The sequence below is a fragment of the Syntrophales bacterium genome, from assembly GCA_030018935.1.
Classification (GTDB): domain Bacteria; phylum Desulfobacterota; class Syntrophia; order Syntrophales; family CG2-30-49-12; genus CG2-30-49-12.
The window spans coordinates 1-17,011 of record JASEGZ010000007.1 but is presented as its reverse complement, the minus strand read 5'-3'; the positions used below and the strand labels follow the sequence as shown (position 1 = coordinate 17,011).

Below are 17,011 nucleotides of genomic sequence, written 5' to 3'. Positions count from 1 at the left end.
GAAGATGAAAGGGTATGTCCAGGTGTACACAGGGGATGGGAAAGGAAAGACGACAGCGGCGCTGGGTCTGGCGCTCCGTGCCGCCGGCGCTGGCCTCAAGGTATATATCGCTCAATTTGTCAAGGGAATGGAGTATAGCGAATTGAAGGCTCTGAAAAATCTCTCCGATTCTATTGTGGTAAGACAATACGGTCGGGATTGCTTTATCTGCAGGGCGCCGGTCGAAGAAGATAGAAAGCTTGCCCGGGAGGGGCTCAAAGATGTCTGGGATGTGATGTGCAGCGGTCAGTACCAGATGATCATCCTCGACGAGACCAATATTGCCACCCACTTCAATCTGTTTTCCGTGGACGATCTTCTGGACCTGATCCATGGTAAACCGGAAGATGTAGAACTGGTCATTACCGGCAGGAGGGCCGATCCACGGATTATCGCCGAGGCCGATCTGGTGACGGAGATGAGGGAGATCAAGCATTACTATCAGAAGGGCGTCCAGGCAAGGGAGGGGATCGAGAAGTAGTAAAGGTTGCTGCTAAACGATGACAGCAGAAGTCTTTATTGGCGCTTACATCATTGACATCATCGTCGGCGATCCTCGCTGGTTCCCTCATCCTGTGGCCATTATCGGGAGGTGGACGAGGTTCGTCGAGGGGAAGATCCGTGCTCGCGCCACCCGTGCCTCAGAAAAGAAAGGGGGGATAGTTCTATGGTTTTCCGTCGTTATCCCCACTTTCCTCATTGCCTATGGGATAACGGAAGTGTCTTTCTCCATAGGCCATTTGTTCGGTATGATTATAATAGCTTTACTCGCCTCCCTGACACTCGCAACAAGGTCTCTCTATGAGGAAAGCAGGGTTGTTATAGACGCCCTGACAAGTGGGGATATGGAAGCGGCAAGAAAGGACATCTCCATGATTGTGGGTAGGGATACCGCCAATCTCGATGAGGCTGGGATTTTGCGGGCTGTTATTGAGACGGTGTCAGAAAACCTCTCGGACGGTATTGTGGCTCCCATGTTCTACCTGGCTCTCGGCGGGGTTCCCCTCGCCATGACCTATAAGGCAGTCAATACCCTCGACTCCATGGTAGGATATAAAGACGCTAAGTACATGGACATTGGCTGTTTTTCCGCAAAGATGGACGATGTTCTTAATTGGATACCGGCAAGGATTACCGGATTTATTATAGTAATAGCCTCTCTTATCTTGAGGTTCGACTGGCACAGTTCCTGGAGGATTATGCGGAGGGACGGCAGGAACCACACAAGCCCCAACAGCGACATACCGGAAGCGGCAGTGGCCGGGGCTCTTGGCATACAGTTAGGCGGCAAAATCAGTTACTTCGGAAAGATTACCTACAAGCCCACTATTGGTGACAGACGGAAGGAAATGGATAAAAAAGATGTAAAGAACGCATGGGCCATCATGTTTACCTCGTCCCTCTTGATGGCCGTTCTCTGCACGGTGATCCTGTGGGTAATACAAAGATGAAGAACGCGCATGGCGGCAATGTCAGTGAAATTTCCAGAAGATATGGGATCGATGAGGGCAAGATCATTGATTTCAGCGCCAACATAAATCCACTGGGCTATCCGCCCGCAGTGCGGGAAACGATAGTAAGAGAAACCGATTCCCTTTTGAACTATCCCGATGACGATTCCTTTGATCTCGTCTCAGGATTGTCGGAATACCATGGTGTCGGTCGTGACAACATCTTGGTGGGGAACGGTTCGACGGAATTTATCTACTGGATACCCATCGTATTCAAACCCAGAAAGGCCTTAATCGTTACTCCTGCCTTCAGTGAGTATGAAAAGGCCCTCAAGATGGTCGGTGCGGAGGTAGCGTACTTCCCCACAGAGGCGAGGGAAGGTTTTTCTGTGGCAATTGCCGATCTTTGCTCCCGGTTGTTGAGAGATGGTTTTGACATAGTCTATTTCTGCAATCCGGCAAACCCCACCGGTCTTCTCACTCCTAAGGATGAACTCTGTCAGGTCGTAGCATGCGCGAGCGACGTGGGGACGTTGTTCTTAGCCGATGAGGCCTTTATAGATTTTGTAGAGGAGGAATCTGTCAAGAGAGAGATCCTCAGGTTTCCCAACCTGATAGTCATGAGGTCAATGACCAAGTTTTTTGGCATTCCGGGGCTTCGGATCGGTTATATGATGGCCGGAGCGTCGTGTATCGCAAAAATCAGGGAGAATAAACCGCCATGGACGGTTAGCTCCCTGGGACAGAGGGCAGCGGCAAAGGCCATTCTCGATGGGGATTATATAAAGGATACAAGGGAATATATAACAACGGAAAGGGGATTTTTGAGAGATGCATTGGACGAAATCCCCGGTTTGAAAACCTGTGAGAGCGCAGCCAACTTTATCCTCGTCCACATGGCCAAGCGGATCGGCTTAAACTCCACAGAGCTTAGAGACCGACTGGTTCAAGAGGGCGTACTGGTAAGGGATTGCAGTACCTTCCAGGGCCTTGGGACCCGTTACTTCCGGGTAGCTGTAAAGAGACACGAAGAGAATATCGTCTTGATCGAAAAGTTAAGAGAGATTATAGGATGATGGTTTTGGTGACAGGCGGGGCCAGGAGCGGCAAGAGCAATTTTGCCCTAAAACTGGCGGAAAAATTAGAGGGAAAGAGGCTGTTTTTAGCCACTGCCGAGGCCCTTGACGAAGAAATGGGGCAGAGAATTCAGAGACATCGCAAGCAAAGGGGCAACCGGTGGGATACCCTGGAAGAGCCTATCTATCTCGGAAAGGCGCTAAGGCCGGTGCTGGGTTTGTACAAGACGATCCTCGTTGATTGCCTGACCCTCTGGATGTCCAATCTCCTCGGTAAATACCCGGATCAGGATGAAAAAGTAGTGGAAATAATAGATGATTTCTTTTCGTGTCTCAGTGAGTTTGAGGGCACGGTGATCGTGATCTCCAATGAAGTCGGGATGGGGATAGTTCCGGATAATAAACTGGCGAGAATATATAGAGACCAGGTCGGTCTTCTCAACCAGAGGATGGCCGAGAGGGCAGAAAAGGTTTATGTCCTCTTCTCCGGCATCCCCGTGGAGGTGAAAGGCAGGAAATCCCCCCTGCTCCCCTTTACAAAAGGGAGGTGAGGGGGAGGATTTTTGGAAAAAGGGGGGGATTTTAAAGAGAGGTTGGGGTGATTTACAGATGAAAGATCTACAACTACAACAAATATTAGACAGTATCCGCCCGGTGAGCAAAGATTATCTGGAGCGGGCAAAACTCAAGTTGGACTCTCTTACAAAGCCGCGAGAAAGCCTCGGCGTACTTGAAGTCATCGCTCAGAGGTACGCGGCTATTAAAGAGGACCTGAACCCATCCGTCAACAAAAAGGTGATCTTTACCTTTGCCGGTGATCATGGTGTTGTGGAGGAGGGTGTGAGTGCCTTCCCCAAGGGGGTTACCATCCAGATGGTCATGAATATGCTTGCCGGGGGGGCTGCCGTGAATGTCCTTGCCAGACATGCAGGGGCAGAAACGGTGATTGTGGACATCGGTGTGGATTACGATTTTGCACCTGCCGAGGGACTTGTGATCGCTAAAGTAGGCTACGGGACGAAGAATTTCACGCAGGGCCCTGCCATGACATACGATGAGGCCCTACAGTCAATAAGAGTCGGTATGGACCTGGCCGATGAGTACGCAAAAAAAGAGGTGGATATCATCGGCACGGGAGAGATGGGGATAGGCAACACCACCCCCTCCAGCGCGATCCTTTCCGTATTGACCGGTCTGCCGGCAAGGGAGGTAACGGGCAGGGGTACCGGCATTGATGACAGGACACTCCAGAAGAAGGTGGATGTCATCGAAAGGGGGATCCAGTTAAATCGGCCAGATCCTCAGGACCCTGTGGATGTCCTCGCCAAGGTGGGCGGTTTCGAGATTGGAGGCATAGCCGGTCTGATCATCGGGTGTGCCTTTCACCGGACACCGGTGGTAGTGGACGGTTTCATCTCCACGGCAGGGGCCTTGATTGCCGTGGCGTTTTTGAGAACGATAGATGAGTATCTATTTTACTCCCATCTCTCTTCTGAAGCAGGGCATATCAAGATGCTTGAGAGACTGGGGCAAAAGCCGATCCTTGATCTGGACATGAGATTGGGGGAGGGAACCGGCGCCGCCCTGGCCATGTCTGTGATCGAGGCGGCGACCAGGATCATGAATGAGATGGCAACCTTTACCTCAGCAGGGGTGGATGAGGGTATGTAGTGATCAAGTTTCTTACCGCATTACAGTTTCTCACCATTATCAGGATAACAAGAAAACTTGACATTACAGAGGAGAAGTTGGGTGGATCAATGGCCTGCTTCCCCCTGGTCGGTCTATTGCTCGGCCTGATACTCGTGGCGGTGAGATATGCCTTCGGTTATATCCTTCCCGCCTCCATTGTGGATATACTTGTTATCGCGGTCCTGGTCATAATTACGGGCGCCCTTCATCTCGATGGTTTTGCCGATACGGTTGATGGTCTAACAGGAGGAAAGGACCGGGAAAAGACCCTTGCAATCATGAGGGACAGCCGGATCGGCTCCTTCGCCGTAGCCGGTCTGGTATTGTTTCTGATGTTGAAGATATTTGCCCTGCTGGAGGCGCCTCCAGAGATTAAAAACAGGATCCTTCTGCTCATGCCCGTCCTGGGAAGGTGGTCAACGGTCCAACTGGCATTTGGCTTTACTTATGCCCGATCCGGCCCGGGAACCGGCCTGGCCTTCACCCGGTTTGCGGGAAAAAGGGAATATGTCATCGCCACGCTCATCACTGCCGTCATTTCACTGGGCTTATTTCAGCTCAAGGGGTTGCTAATATTGCTGGTCATTGCCGTTTTAACACTCCTCTTCGGTCTCTTCTTCCAGAGGCGTCTCGGCGGAGTGACAGGGGATATCATAGGTGCCGCCTGTGAGATAAACGAAGTTGCTACACTTCTGATGATTGGCGTGATTTCCACCCGTAATCCAGATTTTTGGAGACTGTACTTTTAGGTGCCTCCTGTTACTCTTGACGGTCGGTTTCCTCTCCCTTTTCCGGGAACAGGTCTCTGGTCAGTTTCTTGCCTTTTTCGTATATATCCTTGCCCTTCTGGTATGCGTTTTTACCCTTTTCAACCATCGTGCCTGTTTGACTCCTGGCCTTTTGTACAATCTGTGACATATTTTCGAACACCTTCTTCTCGGGATATTTAAAGTAAAAATATCCACCAATGGCAAGGAGAACAAGGAGAAACAGCAGCGCCAGTTTTATGAGTTTCTTAAAAAGAAAATAGGCGATGAAAAACACCAAAAACGTAACCGCCATGACGGCTAACGTATGGGTGGAGAGGTAATGTGCCAATTTGTCCATTGTTAAACCTCCTCTTGATTTCAGACAAAAATTGTACCGTAAATCTCAGGTAAAATCTATCAATTTCAGAAGTCAGAAGCCAGGATCCAGAATCCAGAATCCAGAATCCAGAATAGAAGCACTCTATGCCTCCCGCAAACTATTGACTTCTTCAAGTTGATCCCTTAGAGCTGGCTCCTGAATTCTGGCTCCTGAACACTTGTTTCATCTTGACAAATGCTCGTCTGGTGTTTAAATTCTCCAATAATATTTGACTTTTCTCAAAGCGCGCCGGATTGGGTGCTTTCCTGCAGAGAATGGGGGAGGGGGCTTGCCGGAACGAATTGAATAGGTATTAAAATTGATTAAAGTGGCAGTAGCAACACTCGGTTGCAAGGTCAATCAGTATGAGTCAGCGGGTATTCTCGAGGCACTTCTTAAAGAGGAATTTTCCATCGTCCCGTTTACCGCAGAGGCCGACTGCTATATCATCAATACCTGTACCGTCACCGGCCGAGCGGATTACCAGTCAAGGCAACTCATCAGGAGAGCCAGCCGGAGAAACCCTGAAGCCTCCATCATTGTTACGGGGTGTTATGCCCAGGTCGCCCCTCATGAGATTGCCTGTCTACCGGGGGTGACCGTTGTCGCCGGTAATGCGGAAAAGGAAAAGATACCGGCCATCCTTCGGGAAATGGTAAATGGCAAAAAACGGACCCTTGTCGGCAATATTCGTCAGGTCAGGGAAGTTTCCCGGCTTCCCGTGACAAGATTTTCCGGCCATACGAGGGCGTTCCTGAAGATTCAGGATGGGTGCAACTCTTTTTGCAGCTTCTGTATCGTCCCCTTTGCAAGGGGCCGTAGCAGGAGCCTCCCCGAAGGCGAGGTCATGGACCGGATTGCCATGCTAAGCCGGTCCGGCCACAGGGAAGTTGTCCTGACAGGAATCCATCTGGGCGCCTATGGTCAGGATCTGAATCCCCCGGCAAACCTTCTCCATATCTTAAGGAACGTGGAGGAACAGAGGATCGTGGAAAGGCTACGCCTCAGTTCCTTAGAGCCGACAGAGATCACGGACGAAATGATTTCGTTGATGAAAGATGCGGAAATCATCTGCCGGCATCTCCATATCCCCCTCCAGAGCGGGGATGATAAGATTCTATCCCTTATGGGAAGGAGTTATGATACCGCATCCTTCAGAAGGCTCCTGGAAAAAATCTGGCATGCCATCCCTGATATAGCCATAGGCACAGATGTGATGGTTGGCCATCCCGGGGAGGGAGAGAATGAATTCAAGAATACAGTTCGCTTGCTCGAAGAACTTCCCCTTGCCTATCTCCATGTCTTCCCCTACTCCGAACGACCCGGTACGCGCGCCGCAAGACTGCCGGGACGGGTCGGCCAAGCCGAAAAAAAAAGGCGGGTGGAGATATTGAAGGAGCTTGGGAAACAGAAGAGAGACACCTTTGCTGAGAGATTTAAAGAAAAAAAACTGCCTGTCCTCATCGAAACTGAGAAAGACAGTACCGGTTTCATGAGAGGATTTTCTGACAATTATATCCCCGTGGTGATCACCGGTGGCAATTCTTCTCTTGCCAATCAAATTGTTTATGTGATCCCAGATCATGTTCAAGATGGAAAGTTATTCGGAAAGTTATATGGAAGGAAGGAGTATCGTCAGTGACTGAAGAAGAAACACAAATGAGACCCAACAGCGCAACGGACAGCAGTAATTCCCTTCTCCCTGCCGGAGATGAACAGGAGACAAAGGGGCTTTCAGAGGAAAGGATAGAAGCCCTCAGGAATTTTGAACAGATATTTTCCTACCACTTCGGGGATATCAGCCTCCTGGATAATGCCCTTACACATCGGTCCTTTGTCCATGAAAATCCAACACTCGACTGCAAGGACAATGAGAGGCTTGAATTCTTAGGAGATGCTGTCCTTGAGCTATGCATCAGTGACCTTTTGATGAAGATGTTTCCCGACTATACAGAGGGTCAACTATCAAAACGCAGGTCATCCCTCGTGAACGAACAGCCGCTGGCAGATCTGGCCCGGAGGTTTAAGATTGGAGATTACCTCCTCCTCGGTAAGGGGGAGGAAAGCTCCGGCGGCAGGGTGAAAAACTCTATTCTTGCCAATACCTTCGAAGCCGTCATCGCCGCCGTATATCTTGATTGTGGCCTGGAGAAGACAGAGGAATTGATCAAGAATCTCATTGACTCCCTGATTGAAAGAGGGGAGAGAATTCTTGTTTATAGGGACTATAAAACAGCGGTCCAGGAGATCAGTCAGACCCGTTTTAAAGAGATACCCAGATATATCTTGCTCGGTGAATACGGACCTGACCACGACAAGGTCTTCGAGGTCAGGCTGTCTATCGCCCATGTAATCACCGCTTGCGGTACGGGAAAGAACAAAAAGGAAGCAGAACAGCAGGCAGCAAAGAAAGCCTATGAAGAGCTGCAAAAAACCGTCGTAAGTCATAAGTCGTAAGTCATAAGTCATAAGTCATAAGTCATAAGTCATAAGTCATAAGTCATAAGTCATAAGACGTAATTGGTTATTGCATGCAACTGATCATTCCTGTTTTTGCTACGTATCAGGGCTGTCCCCATCGCTGCATCTTTTGCGACCAGGAAAAGACCGCCGGACAATATCCAGAGAGAATTACCAGAGAGGTGTTTGAGGAAACAGTGCTTGCGTATCTTCACAACACAAAGCGAAAGGCAGATCGTATCCAGATTGCCTTTTATGGCGGTAATTTCACCGGTATGGAGGAAGACTATCAGCTTGAGCTTCTCGGATTTGCCCATTCGTTTATCAGACGGGGAATGGTAGATACCGTCAGGATCTCAACGAGGCCTGATTACATCGCCGAAAGAAATCTGGATATGCTCGAAAGATTGGGGGTCACAACGGTTGAAATCGGCGCCCAGTCAATGGACGATGAAGTACTGAATATTTCCCGCAGAGGCCATTCATCGGCTGATGTGGGGGGTGCCGTGAAAATGCTGAAAAAACGGGGTTTTGAAACGGGGATACATCTGATGGTTGGACTGCCGGGGGACAGCCGGGAAAGATTCGCCTATACCGTTGATAAGACCATCGCCCTTCGCCCCGATATGGTAAGGATTCATCCCACTTTAGTTTTTCAGGGTACAGCCCTGGCGAAAGCTTTTCAGGAGGGAAGCTATGTTCCCCTGAGCATGTCCGATGCCATTGCTGCCTGTAAATTTGCCCTGAGAAGATTTGCCGGCGCCCGTATCCCGGTCATCAGGCTTGGCCTACAGGTGACACCTGAGATGGTTACGGAAGGCAGCATCATTGCCGGCCCCTTCCATCCGGCTTTCAGGTCCCTCGTTGAAGAAGCCATTTTTTTTGATATGGCCTCGTCCATGCTCTCCTCCGGTCTGGCAAAAAACGGAGAAGTCACCTTTTCCCTGTCACCAAAGGATGTCTCCAGTTTTCGCGGCCAGAAAAATAGAAACATACAGAGGCTCAAAGACTTCTTTGGACTGGCCGGTATCCTGATGTCTGTAGATCATGCCCAGAAAAGGGGTTCTCTCGCCATGACTGTAAATGGCAAGAAATCCTGGATAAACGGCTTTCATGACGTTAAGGAGATGGCAGGTGTTTAAATCCGGCTTCATCGGCATCATTGGCAGGCCCAATGTGGGGAAGTCCACACTTCTCAATAGTATCATGGGTGAAAAGATTGCCATCGTCACGCCGAAGCCCCAGACAACGAGAAATAGGATTATGGGGATCAAGAACCTTGAGGATGGACAATTTATCTTCCTCGATACACCGGGTATCCACAAGACATCAACACTGCTGAATCAGTATATGGTCGGCGCCGCCACGGCTACCTTTAGAAGCGCTGATCTGCTTCTCCTGCTTGTCGAAGCCAATGCTGGTGTTCATCAGCGGGACCTATTTATTATAGAATCCCTGAAAGATGTAAGATTACCCGTTATCCTTGTGATCAACAAGATTGACCTCATAAAGAAGCATAAGCTCCTGCCCATCATTGATCAGTCCCGGCACCTTTTCCCGTTCAGTGAGATTATACCCCTTGCTGCCTTAACCGGTGATGGGGTACAGATCCTCCTCGGTGAGATCTGGAAGCTCCTTCCCGAGGGGCCACGGTATTTCCCGGAAGATATGGTGACGGATTGTTCGGAAAGATTTATCGCCGCAGAGATCATCAGGGAAAAGATCACCTTTTTAACCCATCAGGAGATACCCTACGCCACGGCCGTTTGCGTGGATACCTTCAGAGAAGATGAAGAGAGGAATCTGATCCGTATTCAGGCAACGATCAATTGCGAAAAAGACTCACAGAAGGGGATCCTCATAGGTAAAAAGGGGGCCATGCTGAAGGAGATAGGCACGCAGGCAAGAAAGGACATGGAAAAATTTTTTGCCGCCAGGATTTACCTCGAACTGTTTGTCCGGGTGAAAAGGGACTGGACCCATAACGAAAGGATGCTCCGGGAATTTGGCTATACGAACAAACCATGAACCGTTTATGTCTTACGTCTTATGTCTTACGTCAAAGGGGACAGAATAAATACCCATCCCTTGTACCGGAACGTAACCCCCGTCCTCCTTTGCGGGCAGGACGGGGGTAGGGGAGTATCACTTTGTCCCCAAAAGCGTCTTTAAGAGGGTATCCACCGAGCGACACTGCCAGCATACGACGTTTCCCTCTCTGTTGATCAGGATCATGGTGGGGACACCTCTGACATCATAGACATTTGCGACATCTCCGGTCTTATCGAGGAGTGTCCTGTAAGGGAGGCGGTACTTGGCCGCAAACAGGGAAACCCTTTCCTGAGATTCCTGAATATCAATATTGACTATGACAAGACCCCGTTTTCCATAAGTTGCATAGATATCTTTAAAGTGAGGGATTTCAGCGCGGCAATATGAACACCAGGTGGTGGTGAAAATTAAAAGAACCGGGATCCCTTTGTGGTCACTCAGTTTAAATTGCTGGCCCTTTAAATCTTTCAGAACAAAATCCGGTGCCTTTGCCTCGATGCCTTCTCTAAAGAAATTCCACGATTTACTATCGGCACACAACAGCAGAGAAGATAGCAGAAAGATGAATCCCCATGTGGCATATAATAAAACTCTATGTCTTTTAGTCATATCATCTCCTTTTTAAAGCCACAGGGTCCCTGCCCTGATTAAGAAATATTCTCCCATAGCCAGTAATATCCAGCCAGATATGTGGCTGACCCTTACCATCCATATCCCTGATCTGGGAATGCTGACTAAAAGACCGGCGAATGTCCCGAGGATGATGAGTAATGTCCCCATACCAAAGGCAAAGACAAACAGAAGACTCATTCCGAGAACAATATTCTGTTTTGTAGCGATATAACTCAGCAGTACCGCGAGCACCGGCGTTGTGCATGGTCCTATGATGAGCCCCGAGGCAACACCAACAAAAAAGCTGCCCGGGATACCTTTTATCTTTTCTGCTGGTTGTGTATTTGTTAGAAATGTTGGAGTCCGCAGCGGCAGCACAAAGACGTCAAACAACGATAATCCCATGAGGATGCATATATTGGCAATGATGAAATAGGTCCAGGGGTTTGTCTGGATCTGGCCGAATAATCTGCCCGACAGAGCAGCGATACCACCTAAGATGGCATACGTCAAAGCCATGCCGAGGACGTAGGCAAGGGAAAGCACAAACCCCTTCAGCCTTGATCCGCTTCCATGCGCCCCGATATAGGCAATCGTAATGGGTACCACCGGATAAACACAGGGGGTAAAGCTGACGAGTACGCCACCCAGGTAGACTGTCAAGAATGCCAGGATAAATGACCCCTGCAGATAGACAGACAGGTTGTCGAGAAGGCTTTCCATCATACTTTCACAATTTATGAGAGTTTTGCGATACTGAAAATTGGCCTCAGAAAGGGCGAATTCGCAGAATCAGCGGAGCTGGATTGAAGATTTTTTTATCATTACACCTTTCATTTGTAAGCGTTCATTTTACCAGTCCTGCCTTTGCGAAACTGAAATAATCCTCTTCGTTTTTCCCAATGATGATATGGTCCAAGACTCTTATCCCAACAAGGTTGCAGGCTTGAATGATGCGGTTTGTTATTTCGATATCTTCAGATGATGGTTCCGCCTCCCCTGACGGATGATTGTGAACAAGGATAATTGACGAAGCAGACCTCAGGGTGGTCTCTTTTATAATCTCTTTTGGATCAACTATACTCGCATTTATGCTGCCTTTGCTGATTTCCACGTTATGAATAGGTTTATTTTTTATGTCTAAGAGGATAACACTAAAAAACTCCTTCCTTGCGTCCCTCAGATATGGACCATAATACTCGGCAACGTATCCCATCACGTCCTCAGCTTTTTTTATCCTCTGGCCTTTTTCTGCCTTTTCCTTGTAAAGTCTCTTACCGAGTTCCAGCGCCGATTTGATTTGTGCCGCCTTAGCAGGCCCTATACCGTTGATTTTGTAAATTTCCGAAAGGGGAGCGGAATCTATTGCCCTTAATGTCCCAAACTTATTTAGCAACCTCTTTGCCAATTCTTCGGCATTGGTACCTTCTTTTCCCGTCCTCAAAATTATCGCCAGAAGTTTTGACAGGGATAGGGTCTCCGGACCGTATTTTATCAGCATTTCCCTCGGTCTTTCTTCCCTTATCCATTCCTTGATCGGGCGATTTTCCCTCCCCGCACCCACAGCTTTCTTAACTTTATCCCTGATTCTTCCGCAGTCTTCGGCTGTTTTGATATTCAGCCGTACGATTATTTCTTCCCTTTTGTCCGCAGTCAGCAGGTCTCTCCTTGAACATCGGAAAAAAATCTTCCCTTTCTTGCTGTACATTGGATAAATAGCATTTGTCACGAGGAAATCAAATAGCTCCCCGTTTTCAATTTCAGATTTCGGATAGGGAATAGCAGAATTATCCATTCTTTGATTTTTCCGATCTGTTTTGAGGAGATCAGTTTTTCAGGAATATGTTTCTATCGTTGGTAAAATATGTCAGGTATGGTTGAGAAAGTCAAAACAAATGTGAAGGGCTTCACCATTTCTCAAAGGGGCGGTTTTTTTATAATCTTCTGGCAAATTTTTCATTGACATTAGGAATGCGTTTACCGTATTTTAATGCGGAAGTCAGAGGTCAGAAATTATTCCGTTTGTCCTCTGAATTCTATCTTCTGAATTTTCTATTAAGATCCTGGGACTGACGATATTGTTGTTGGAAAAGGTGTGTTGCCATGGAAAAACAATACAAACATATCCTCGTACCTCTTGACGGCTCCGAACTGGCCGAAGTAGCCCTGACAGATACGATTGCCCTGGCAAGACTCAGTCTGGCAGAAGTGACATTGCTCAAAGTAGTGCTGCGCGGCTCTCACTTAGCGGTCCTGCTTGTTCGGTCATTCCCCGGGAAAAGAGAAACCGACTGACCTGCCTTCTCACTGCGGAAATGGGGGATCGTCTAGCGGTAGGACTTAGGACTCTGAATCCTACTACCCAGGTTCGAATCCTGGTCCCCCAGCCAAGGTCCCATCGTCTAGTGGTTAGGACGCTGGCCTCTCACGCCGGAAACAGGGGTTCAACTCCCCTTGGGACTAATGAAAATTTCAGGGGTATTTCTCCTTTTAAAATCATGGGTATAGCAAAGAACAATGAAAATTCTCATCATAGAAGACAACCCGGATCATGCAGAGCTTGCCAGGCTGGCGCTTGAACCCCAATTTGAGGTTGATTGGGTAGAATCGGGAGAAAAAGGCTGGCAATATCTGGAAGCGCTTACTCCGGATGATTACCCGGCGGTAATTCTGCTGGACTATTCACTGCCGGTAACTGATGGACTGTCTCTACTGGAACGTATCAGGAAAGAGAAATACGATATACCGGTAATCATGGTAACCGGTAGAGGAGACGAGAGAGTTGCCGTCGAGGCAATGAAAAGAGGGGCATACGATTATATGATTAAGGAGGGAAACTATCTTGTGACCCTGCCTTCTTTTGTACTTAACACCATAAAACAACATGAGATAATAAAGGAAAAGGCAAGGTTAGAGTGCGAGCTGGAGAAACTAACCATCATTGATGACCTGACAGGGTTGTTCAATCGCCGGTACTTCTATCGAAAACTGGAGGAAGAGATGACGAGGACAAACCGGCAAAAGGGTAAGTTGGTACTGCTCCTGTTGGATCTTGACCATTTTAAGGATTACAATGATACCCTCGGCCATTTTGAAGGTGATAAGGCTCTTAAGGAGGTTGGTAACGTTATTATGCGCTCTATCAGGGATAAGATTGACTCCGGCTGCCGTTACGGGGGAGACGAGTTCGCCATCATCCTACCGGGGACGGGAAAAGACCGTGCCTATACCGTGGCTGAACGTATCCGTGAGGCGATCCGGGGGGGAAAACTAAGTAATCTTGACGTCAGTGCGGGTATTGCAGAATTTGACTATGAAATTGACACTGAAAATTTCATCAAATCTGCCGATGAGGCACTATATAGGGCAAAAAAAATTAAGAAAGGAGAAAAAAACTGACTAATGAATGTAAAACCGGTTAATATCCTGTTGGTGGAGGATAATGAAGATCATGTGGAGCTCACCTTGAGGGCATTGAGGAATAACAACCTGATAAATGAAGTTTACGTTGTGAAAGATGGTGAGGAGGCTCTCGATTTTCTTTACCATCGGGGAAAATACGCGGATGTTGGAGAGTTCCCCCTGCCGGGACTGATACTTCTCGATATCAGCCTTCCCAAGATAAGTGGATTGGAAGTGTTAGAGACATTAAAAAAAGACCCTGAACTGAAGGCCATCCCCGTTATTGTGCTGACCACCTCAGCGAGAGAAGAAGAGATGGCGAGAAGCTATGCCGGCGGTGCCAATAGCTTTGTGACCAAACCGGTGAACTTTGAAGAATTTGTAAAAAAGATTAAAGAGATAAAGCTTTACTGGACCATTACCAACTCACTACCCCCAACTCCCTAAGGAGGAAACGATCCCCTAAGAGGCCGTTCTGCTCAGATGACGTTCCCCTGAACGCATGGGTACCACAACGGCAAGGATGCAGAGGATAAGGACCAGAGAAAATGAACCAATAAGCCATATCCAGTGGATGAGGGAAAGGCTTTCCCCCCGGATCCCTGCCATAAAGACAGAGTAGACAGGTCCCGCTTCGAGGACAATAACCGCCCCGATGAAGCCGGCAGAGAAGATCATAAAGAGGAGACCCCCAAAACTCGTCGCGGCCTGGGCCGGGTTTTCCGACGAAAAATCGGGATAGACGGCACCGAGACCAATACCCATAGAGACGATCCCGGGTGCCATAAAAAAAATGGTGATGGAGGAGAGAACCATCATGAACGGGGTTACATGGAGGAGGCAATTGGTGGCAACGATGAGTACCTCCGCAAGAAGGAGAAGGGGGAGATAGTAAACGAAAAACTTGATCCAGAGGAAGTTTCTTAGGGAAACAGGCGCCGATCTGATGATCCAGAAGGTGTTTCCCTCCATGCTGACGGCGGGGAATGCAAAGCGCGCCGCGACGGCAGTGAGGACAAAGGCAGCCAGTCCCATATTCAGAAAAGAGATGAGATTCTGGAGGTATATGGTTTTAATGGGTGCATTTTCGAGAGGGAGTACGGAGAAGTTATAGAGATAGACACCGATCAAGGCTACCATGAGAAAGACCTGAGGCCACTGGGTCTGATCCCGAAAAAACGTCTTGATCTCCTTGAGAGCAACTGCCCTTACCGGCCCAGACAGAAAACCTAACAGATATGTCCACCTGCTCCGGTTACTGTGGGCAGGAAACAACCGGGACGTCGTGGTCTGTGCCTTTGAAAAACCAACAAAATAAGCGGCTCCTGAAATCCAGGTCATCACAAAGATCAGTGTAGCGGCAAAGCTCCAGGACAGCGCAAGATGAAAAAGGGTACTTCTTCTTAACCCCATCAAAGCGGCATGTATACTATCGAATATCCATGTAGTCGGCAGGAGAGGAGAAGCCGGTGTCATGAGCGACCTGAAATAGAGCGCAACGGACGCAAAGGTGTCAGGGTCAACAAGTTGTTCCGGTCTCATCAAGCGAAAGACGATCAGAAGAAGCAAAAAGAGGATTAAACCGAAAAAGACAAATAAAGTCCTGATACGTCCTGCCGGCAGTAACAGGGCAGCCAGAACCACAGCAATGGCGCTGATGCCTGAGGCGATCAAACAGAGGGGCAGGATCGCCATACCCACTGTAGCATAGAAGAAAATGCCCGCCCTGTAAACAATGCCGTAAGAGAGAAATACCGGAAGGCTATAGACAATCACCATCCATGAACTATCGCTGGTGCTTTCGATCCACCGGGCAAGAAAGAGCTTTCCCCTCGATACGGGCAGGGAATGAACAAGGATCAGATCCCTGGCGAGGTAGAGCTTGGATAGATGGGTGATGATACTGCTGAAGATAAGCAGGGCAAAGAAGGTTATCAGGACCATGGAGAGGAGTTTATCGGCGAGGATATCACCAAAACCCTCAACCCCCTGAAAATAGATGAGGACCCGGTAAAAGATGGTAAAGATACCGCACCAGAAGGCAAGGCCAACCATACCAAAGAGAAAGAATCTTAATCTCCTGCGGTTTCTTACGCTCCGGGAGGTACGGCCGTTTTTAAAGGACCAGAAACGGGGTTTCAACAGAGTAAGAACTTCTCTTGTCATAAGTCATAAGTCATAAGTCATAAGTCATAAGTCGCAAGTAGGGGCGGAACGCGTTCCTCCCCTACTTCCTCTGTCAGTCTGAGAAACACCTCCAGGAGGTCCCCTTCCTGAACCCGTGCAGCCTGTCTCAAGTCAGGGATGGTCCCTGTGGCGATAAGGGAACCCCGGTGAATGATGCCGATACGGTCGCAGAGTTCCTCAGCAACCTCCAGGGTATGGGTGGACATAAAGATGGTCGTTCCCTTTCTGGCCAGATCCCGAAGTATCTCTTTGACCATTTTTATTCCCGCCGGATCCAGTCCCACTATCGGTTCATCCACAATGATTACCGTAGGATCATGAAGGAGAGCCGCTGAGATAATGAGACGCTGTTTCATGCCGTGGGAGTATGCCTCGATCAGCTCACCGGCCCAGTCGCCAAGGGAAAACATCTTTAAAAGATACGCAGACTTCTCCGAAAATGTTTTTTCATCCACGCCATACATATCTGCCGAAAACCGCATGAATTCCATGCCTGTCAGCTTTTCATAGAGAAAGGGCCGGTCGGGGATGAAACCGATCCTCTGCTTCGCCTTTTCAGGTTCTTCGGCCATACTGATACCGTCAATCACGATAGAACCTTCCGTCGGTGCCAGTATTCCCCCCATCATCCTGATCGTCGTAGTCTTTCCCGCCCCATTCGGTCCTATGAATCCAAATATCTCACCCCTCGAGACGGACAGATTGATCCGGTTGACGGCAAGCAGGTTGCCATAACGTTTTGTCAGATCCTTCAATGCGATCATCTCGATTCTACCAACCCCGACCCTAACCAATTTATCCTATCTGCGTTGTTTTGGATTTTGTGTTTTGGTCATTTGATATTATTTACGACTTATGACTTATGACTTACGACTTACGACTTACGACTTACGATGAGGTACTTAGGATTTT

Annotated in this window: 19 protein-coding genes and 2 tRNA genes; 15 read left to right on the top strand and 6 right to left on the bottom strand. The window is 48.6% G+C overall.

The window, feature by feature from the left end; translation table 11 throughout:
• The first annotated feature begins 4 nt into the window (after nucleotides 1-4).
• From QMD03_02675 to cobS, 6 genes are read left to right on the top strand one after another with little or no spacing between them, the layout of a single operon-like run.
• Nucleotides 5-520 carry a cob(I)yrinic acid a,c-diamide adenosyltransferase gene (locus tag QMD03_02675; protein MDI6776136.1) on the top strand — a complete coding sequence of 172 codons (516 nt, stop codon included), beginning with the start codon at nucleotides 5-7 and terminating at the stop codon, nucleotides 518-520.
• A gap of 19 nt (nucleotides 521-539) precedes the next feature.
• Nucleotides 540-1,490: an adenosylcobinamide-phosphate synthase CbiB gene (cbiB, locus tag QMD03_02670; protein MDI6776135.1), complete on the top strand. Its 951-nt coding sequence runs from the start codon at nucleotides 540-542 to the stop codon at nucleotides 1,488-1,490.
• Nucleotides 1,415-2,566 carry a threonine-phosphate decarboxylase CobD gene (cobD, locus tag QMD03_02665; GenBank protein MDI6776134.1) on the top strand — a complete coding sequence of 384 codons (1,152 nt, stop codon included), beginning with the start codon at nucleotides 1,415-1,417 and terminating at the stop codon, nucleotides 2,564-2,566. The genes cbiB and cobD overlap by 76 nt, the downstream gene beginning before the upstream one ends.
• Nucleotides 2,563-3,117 (top strand): bifunctional adenosylcobinamide kinase/adenosylcobinamide-phosphate guanylyltransferase, encoded by a 555-nt coding sequence (cobU, locus tag QMD03_02660; protein ID MDI6776133.1) that lies wholly within the window; start codon nucleotides 2,563-2,565, stop codon nucleotides 3,115-3,117. Before cobD ends, cobU begins: the two co-directional genes overlap by 4 nt.
• A gap of 58 nt (nucleotides 3,118-3,175) precedes the next feature.
• On the top strand, nucleotides 3,176-4,237 hold the full coding sequence (gene cobT / locus QMD03_02655) for a nicotinate-nucleotide--dimethylbenzimidazole phosphoribosyltransferase (protein MDI6776132.1): 1,062 nt from the start codon (nucleotides 3,176-3,178) through the stop codon (nucleotides 4,235-4,237).
• A complete protein-coding gene (gene cobS / locus QMD03_02650) occupies nucleotides 4,237-5,007 on the top strand; it encodes an adenosylcobinamide-GDP ribazoletransferase (GenBank protein MDI6776131.1) in 771 nt (256 codons plus the stop codon). The genes cobT and cobS overlap by 1 nt, the downstream gene beginning before the upstream one ends.
• Before the next feature lie 10 nt (nucleotides 5,008-5,017).
• Here the strand turns inward: cobS and QMD03_02645 are convergent, their stop codons facing one another.
• Complete coding sequence (locus QMD03_02645; protein MDI6776130.1) at nucleotides 5,018-5,365, bottom strand: hypothetical protein; 348 nt, start codon at nucleotides 5,363-5,365, stop codon at nucleotides 5,018-5,020.
• A 349-nt stretch (nucleotides 5,366-5,714) separates the two neighbouring features.
• Between QMD03_02645 and mtaB the strand changes: the two genes are divergently transcribed.
• The 4 genes from mtaB (at nucleotide 5,715) to era (ending at nucleotide 9,874) form a co-directional block, all read left to right on the top strand.
• The gene (mtaB, locus tag QMD03_02640; GenBank protein MDI6776129.1) at nucleotides 5,715-7,028 is read left to right on the top strand and encodes a tRNA (N(6)-L-threonylcarbamoyladenosine(37)-C(2))-methylthiotransferase MtaB; all 1,314 of its coding nucleotides are present in this window, start codon (nucleotides 5,715-5,717) and stop codon (nucleotides 7,026-7,028) included.
• Nucleotides 7,025-7,843, top strand: coding sequence for a ribonuclease III (gene rnc, locus QMD03_02635; GenBank protein ID MDI6776128.1), 819 nt, complete (start codon nucleotides 7,025-7,027; stop codon nucleotides 7,841-7,843). Before mtaB ends, rnc begins: the two co-directional genes overlap by 4 nt.
• Before the next feature lie 74 nt (nucleotides 7,844-7,917).
• A complete protein-coding gene (locus QMD03_02630; GenBank protein ID MDI6776127.1) occupies nucleotides 7,918-8,988 on the top strand; it encodes a radical SAM protein in 1,071 nt (356 codons plus the stop codon).
• On the top strand, nucleotides 8,960-9,874 hold the full coding sequence (era, locus tag QMD03_02625) for a GTPase Era (GenBank protein ID MDI6776126.1): 915 nt from the start codon (nucleotides 8,960-8,962) through the stop codon (nucleotides 9,872-9,874). Before QMD03_02630 ends, era begins: the two co-directional genes overlap by 29 nt.
• A 117-nt stretch (nucleotides 9,875-9,991) precedes the next feature.
• On the opposite strand, the gene QMD03_02620 is transcribed toward era, so the two are convergent.
• The 3 genes from QMD03_02620 to radC all read right to left on the bottom strand — a co-directional run bounded on the left by QMD03_02620 (nucleotide 9,992) and on the right by radC (nucleotide 12,305).
• On the bottom strand, nucleotides 9,992-10,507 hold the full coding sequence (locus QMD03_02620; protein MDI6776125.1) for a TlpA disulfide reductase family protein: 516 nt from the start codon (nucleotides 10,505-10,507) through the stop codon (nucleotides 9,992-9,994).
• A 12-nt stretch (nucleotides 10,508-10,519) separates the two neighbouring features.
• Entirely contained in the window at nucleotides 10,520-11,236 is a 717-nt protein-coding gene (locus QMD03_02615) for a cytochrome c biogenesis protein CcdA (protein ID MDI6776124.1), read from the bottom strand.
• A gap of 121 nt (nucleotides 11,237-11,357) precedes the next feature.
• Entirely contained in the window at nucleotides 11,358-12,305 is a 948-nt protein-coding gene (gene radC / locus QMD03_02610) for a DNA repair protein RadC (GenBank protein ID MDI6776123.1), read from the bottom strand.
• A gap of 308 nt (nucleotides 12,306-12,613) precedes the next feature.
• Between radC and QMD03_02605 the strand changes: the two genes are divergently transcribed.
• The 5 genes from QMD03_02605 (at nucleotide 12,614) to QMD03_02585 (ending at nucleotide 14,359) form a co-directional block, all read left to right on the top strand.
• A complete protein-coding gene (locus QMD03_02605) occupies nucleotides 12,614-12,805 on the top strand; it encodes a universal stress protein (GenBank protein MDI6776122.1) in 192 nt (63 codons plus the stop codon).
• Nucleotides 12,806-12,826: 21 nt separating this feature from the next.
• A tRNA-Gln gene (locus QMD03_02600) sits at nucleotides 12,827-12,900 on the top strand.
• Between the two features lies 1 nt (nucleotide 12,901).
• Nucleotides 12,902-12,973: transfer RNA gene (locus QMD03_02595), tRNA-Glu, on the top strand.
• A 54-nt stretch (nucleotides 12,974-13,027) separates the two neighbouring features.
• On the top strand, nucleotides 13,028-13,909 hold the full coding sequence (locus QMD03_02590; GenBank protein ID MDI6776121.1) for a diguanylate cyclase: 882 nt from the start codon (nucleotides 13,028-13,030) through the stop codon (nucleotides 13,907-13,909).
• 3 nt (nucleotides 13,910-13,912) lie between these two features.
• Nucleotides 13,913-14,359, top strand: a complete 447-nt coding sequence (locus QMD03_02585; protein MDI6776120.1) for a response regulator — start codon at nucleotides 13,913-13,915, stop codon at nucleotides 14,357-14,359.
• A 15-nt stretch (nucleotides 14,360-14,374) separates the two neighbouring features.
• On the opposite strand, the gene QMD03_02580 is transcribed toward QMD03_02585, so the two are convergent.
• Complete coding sequence (locus QMD03_02580) at nucleotides 14,375-16,078, bottom strand: hypothetical protein (protein ID MDI6776119.1); 1,704 nt, start codon at nucleotides 16,076-16,078, stop codon at nucleotides 14,375-14,377.
• A 17-nt stretch (nucleotides 16,079-16,095) separates the two neighbouring features.
• The gene (locus QMD03_02575; protein ID MDI6776118.1) at nucleotides 16,096-16,863 is read right to left on the bottom strand and encodes an ABC transporter ATP-binding protein; all 768 of its coding nucleotides are present in this window, start codon (nucleotides 16,861-16,863) and stop codon (nucleotides 16,096-16,098) included.
• Nucleotides 16,864-17,011: the final 148 nt, after the last annotated feature.

What these genes read in the sequence shown, in the direction of transcription:
- QMD03_02675 (MDI6776136.1), top strand. Translation starts at nt 5, where the DNA reads ATGAAAGGGTATGTCCAGGTGTACACAGGGGATGGGAAAGGAAAGACG.
- cbiB (MDI6776135.1), top strand. Translation starts at nt 540, where the DNA reads ATGACAGCAGAAGTCTTTATTGGCGCTTACATCATTGACATCATCGTC.
- cobD (MDI6776134.1), top strand. Translation starts at nt 1,415, where the DNA reads ATGGGCCATCATGTTTACCTCGTCCCTCTTGATGGCCGTTCTCTGCAC.
- cobU (MDI6776133.1), top strand. Translation starts at nt 2,563, where the DNA reads ATGATGGTTTTGGTGACAGGCGGGGCCAGGAGCGGCAAGAGCAATTTT.
- cobT (MDI6776132.1), top strand. Translation starts at nt 3,176, where the DNA reads ATGAAAGATCTACAACTACAACAAATATTAGACAGTATCCGCCCGGTG.
- QMD03_02645 (MDI6776130.1), bottom strand. Translation starts at nt 5,365, where the DNA reads ATGGACAAATTGGCACATTACCTCTCCACCCATACGTTAGCCGTCATG.
- QMD03_02630 (MDI6776127.1), top strand. Translation starts at nt 7,918, where the DNA reads ATGCAACTGATCATTCCTGTTTTTGCTACGTATCAGGGCTGTCCCCAT.
- era (MDI6776126.1), top strand. Translation starts at nt 8,960, where the DNA reads ATGACGTTAAGGAGATGGCAGGTGTTTAAATCCGGCTTCATCGGCATC.
- QMD03_02620 (MDI6776125.1), bottom strand. Translation starts at nt 10,507, where the DNA reads ATGACTAAAAGACATAGAGTTTTATTATATGCCACATGGGGATTCATC.
- QMD03_02615 (MDI6776124.1), bottom strand. Translation starts at nt 11,236, where the DNA reads ATGATGGAAAGCCTTCTCGACAACCTGTCTGTCTATCTGCAGGGGTCA.
- radC (MDI6776123.1), bottom strand. Translation starts at nt 12,305, where the DNA reads ATGGATAATTCTGCTATTCCCTATCCGAAATCTGAAATTGAAAACGGG.
- QMD03_02605 (MDI6776122.1), top strand. Translation starts at nt 12,614, where the DNA reads ATGGAAAAACAATACAAACATATCCTCGTACCTCTTGACGGCTCCGAA.
- QMD03_02590 (MDI6776121.1), top strand. Translation starts at nt 13,028, where the DNA reads ATGAAAATTCTCATCATAGAAGACAACCCGGATCATGCAGAGCTTGCC.
- QMD03_02585 (MDI6776120.1), top strand. Translation starts at nt 13,913, where the DNA reads ATGAATGTAAAACCGGTTAATATCCTGTTGGTGGAGGATAATGAAGAT.
- QMD03_02580 (MDI6776119.1), bottom strand. Translation starts at nt 16,078, where the DNA reads ATGACAAGAGAAGTTCTTACTCTGTTGAAACCCCGTTTCTGGTCCTTT.
- QMD03_02575 (MDI6776118.1), bottom strand. Translation starts at nt 16,863, where the DNA reads ATGATCGCATTGAAGGATCTGACAAAACGTTATGGCAACCTGCTTGCC.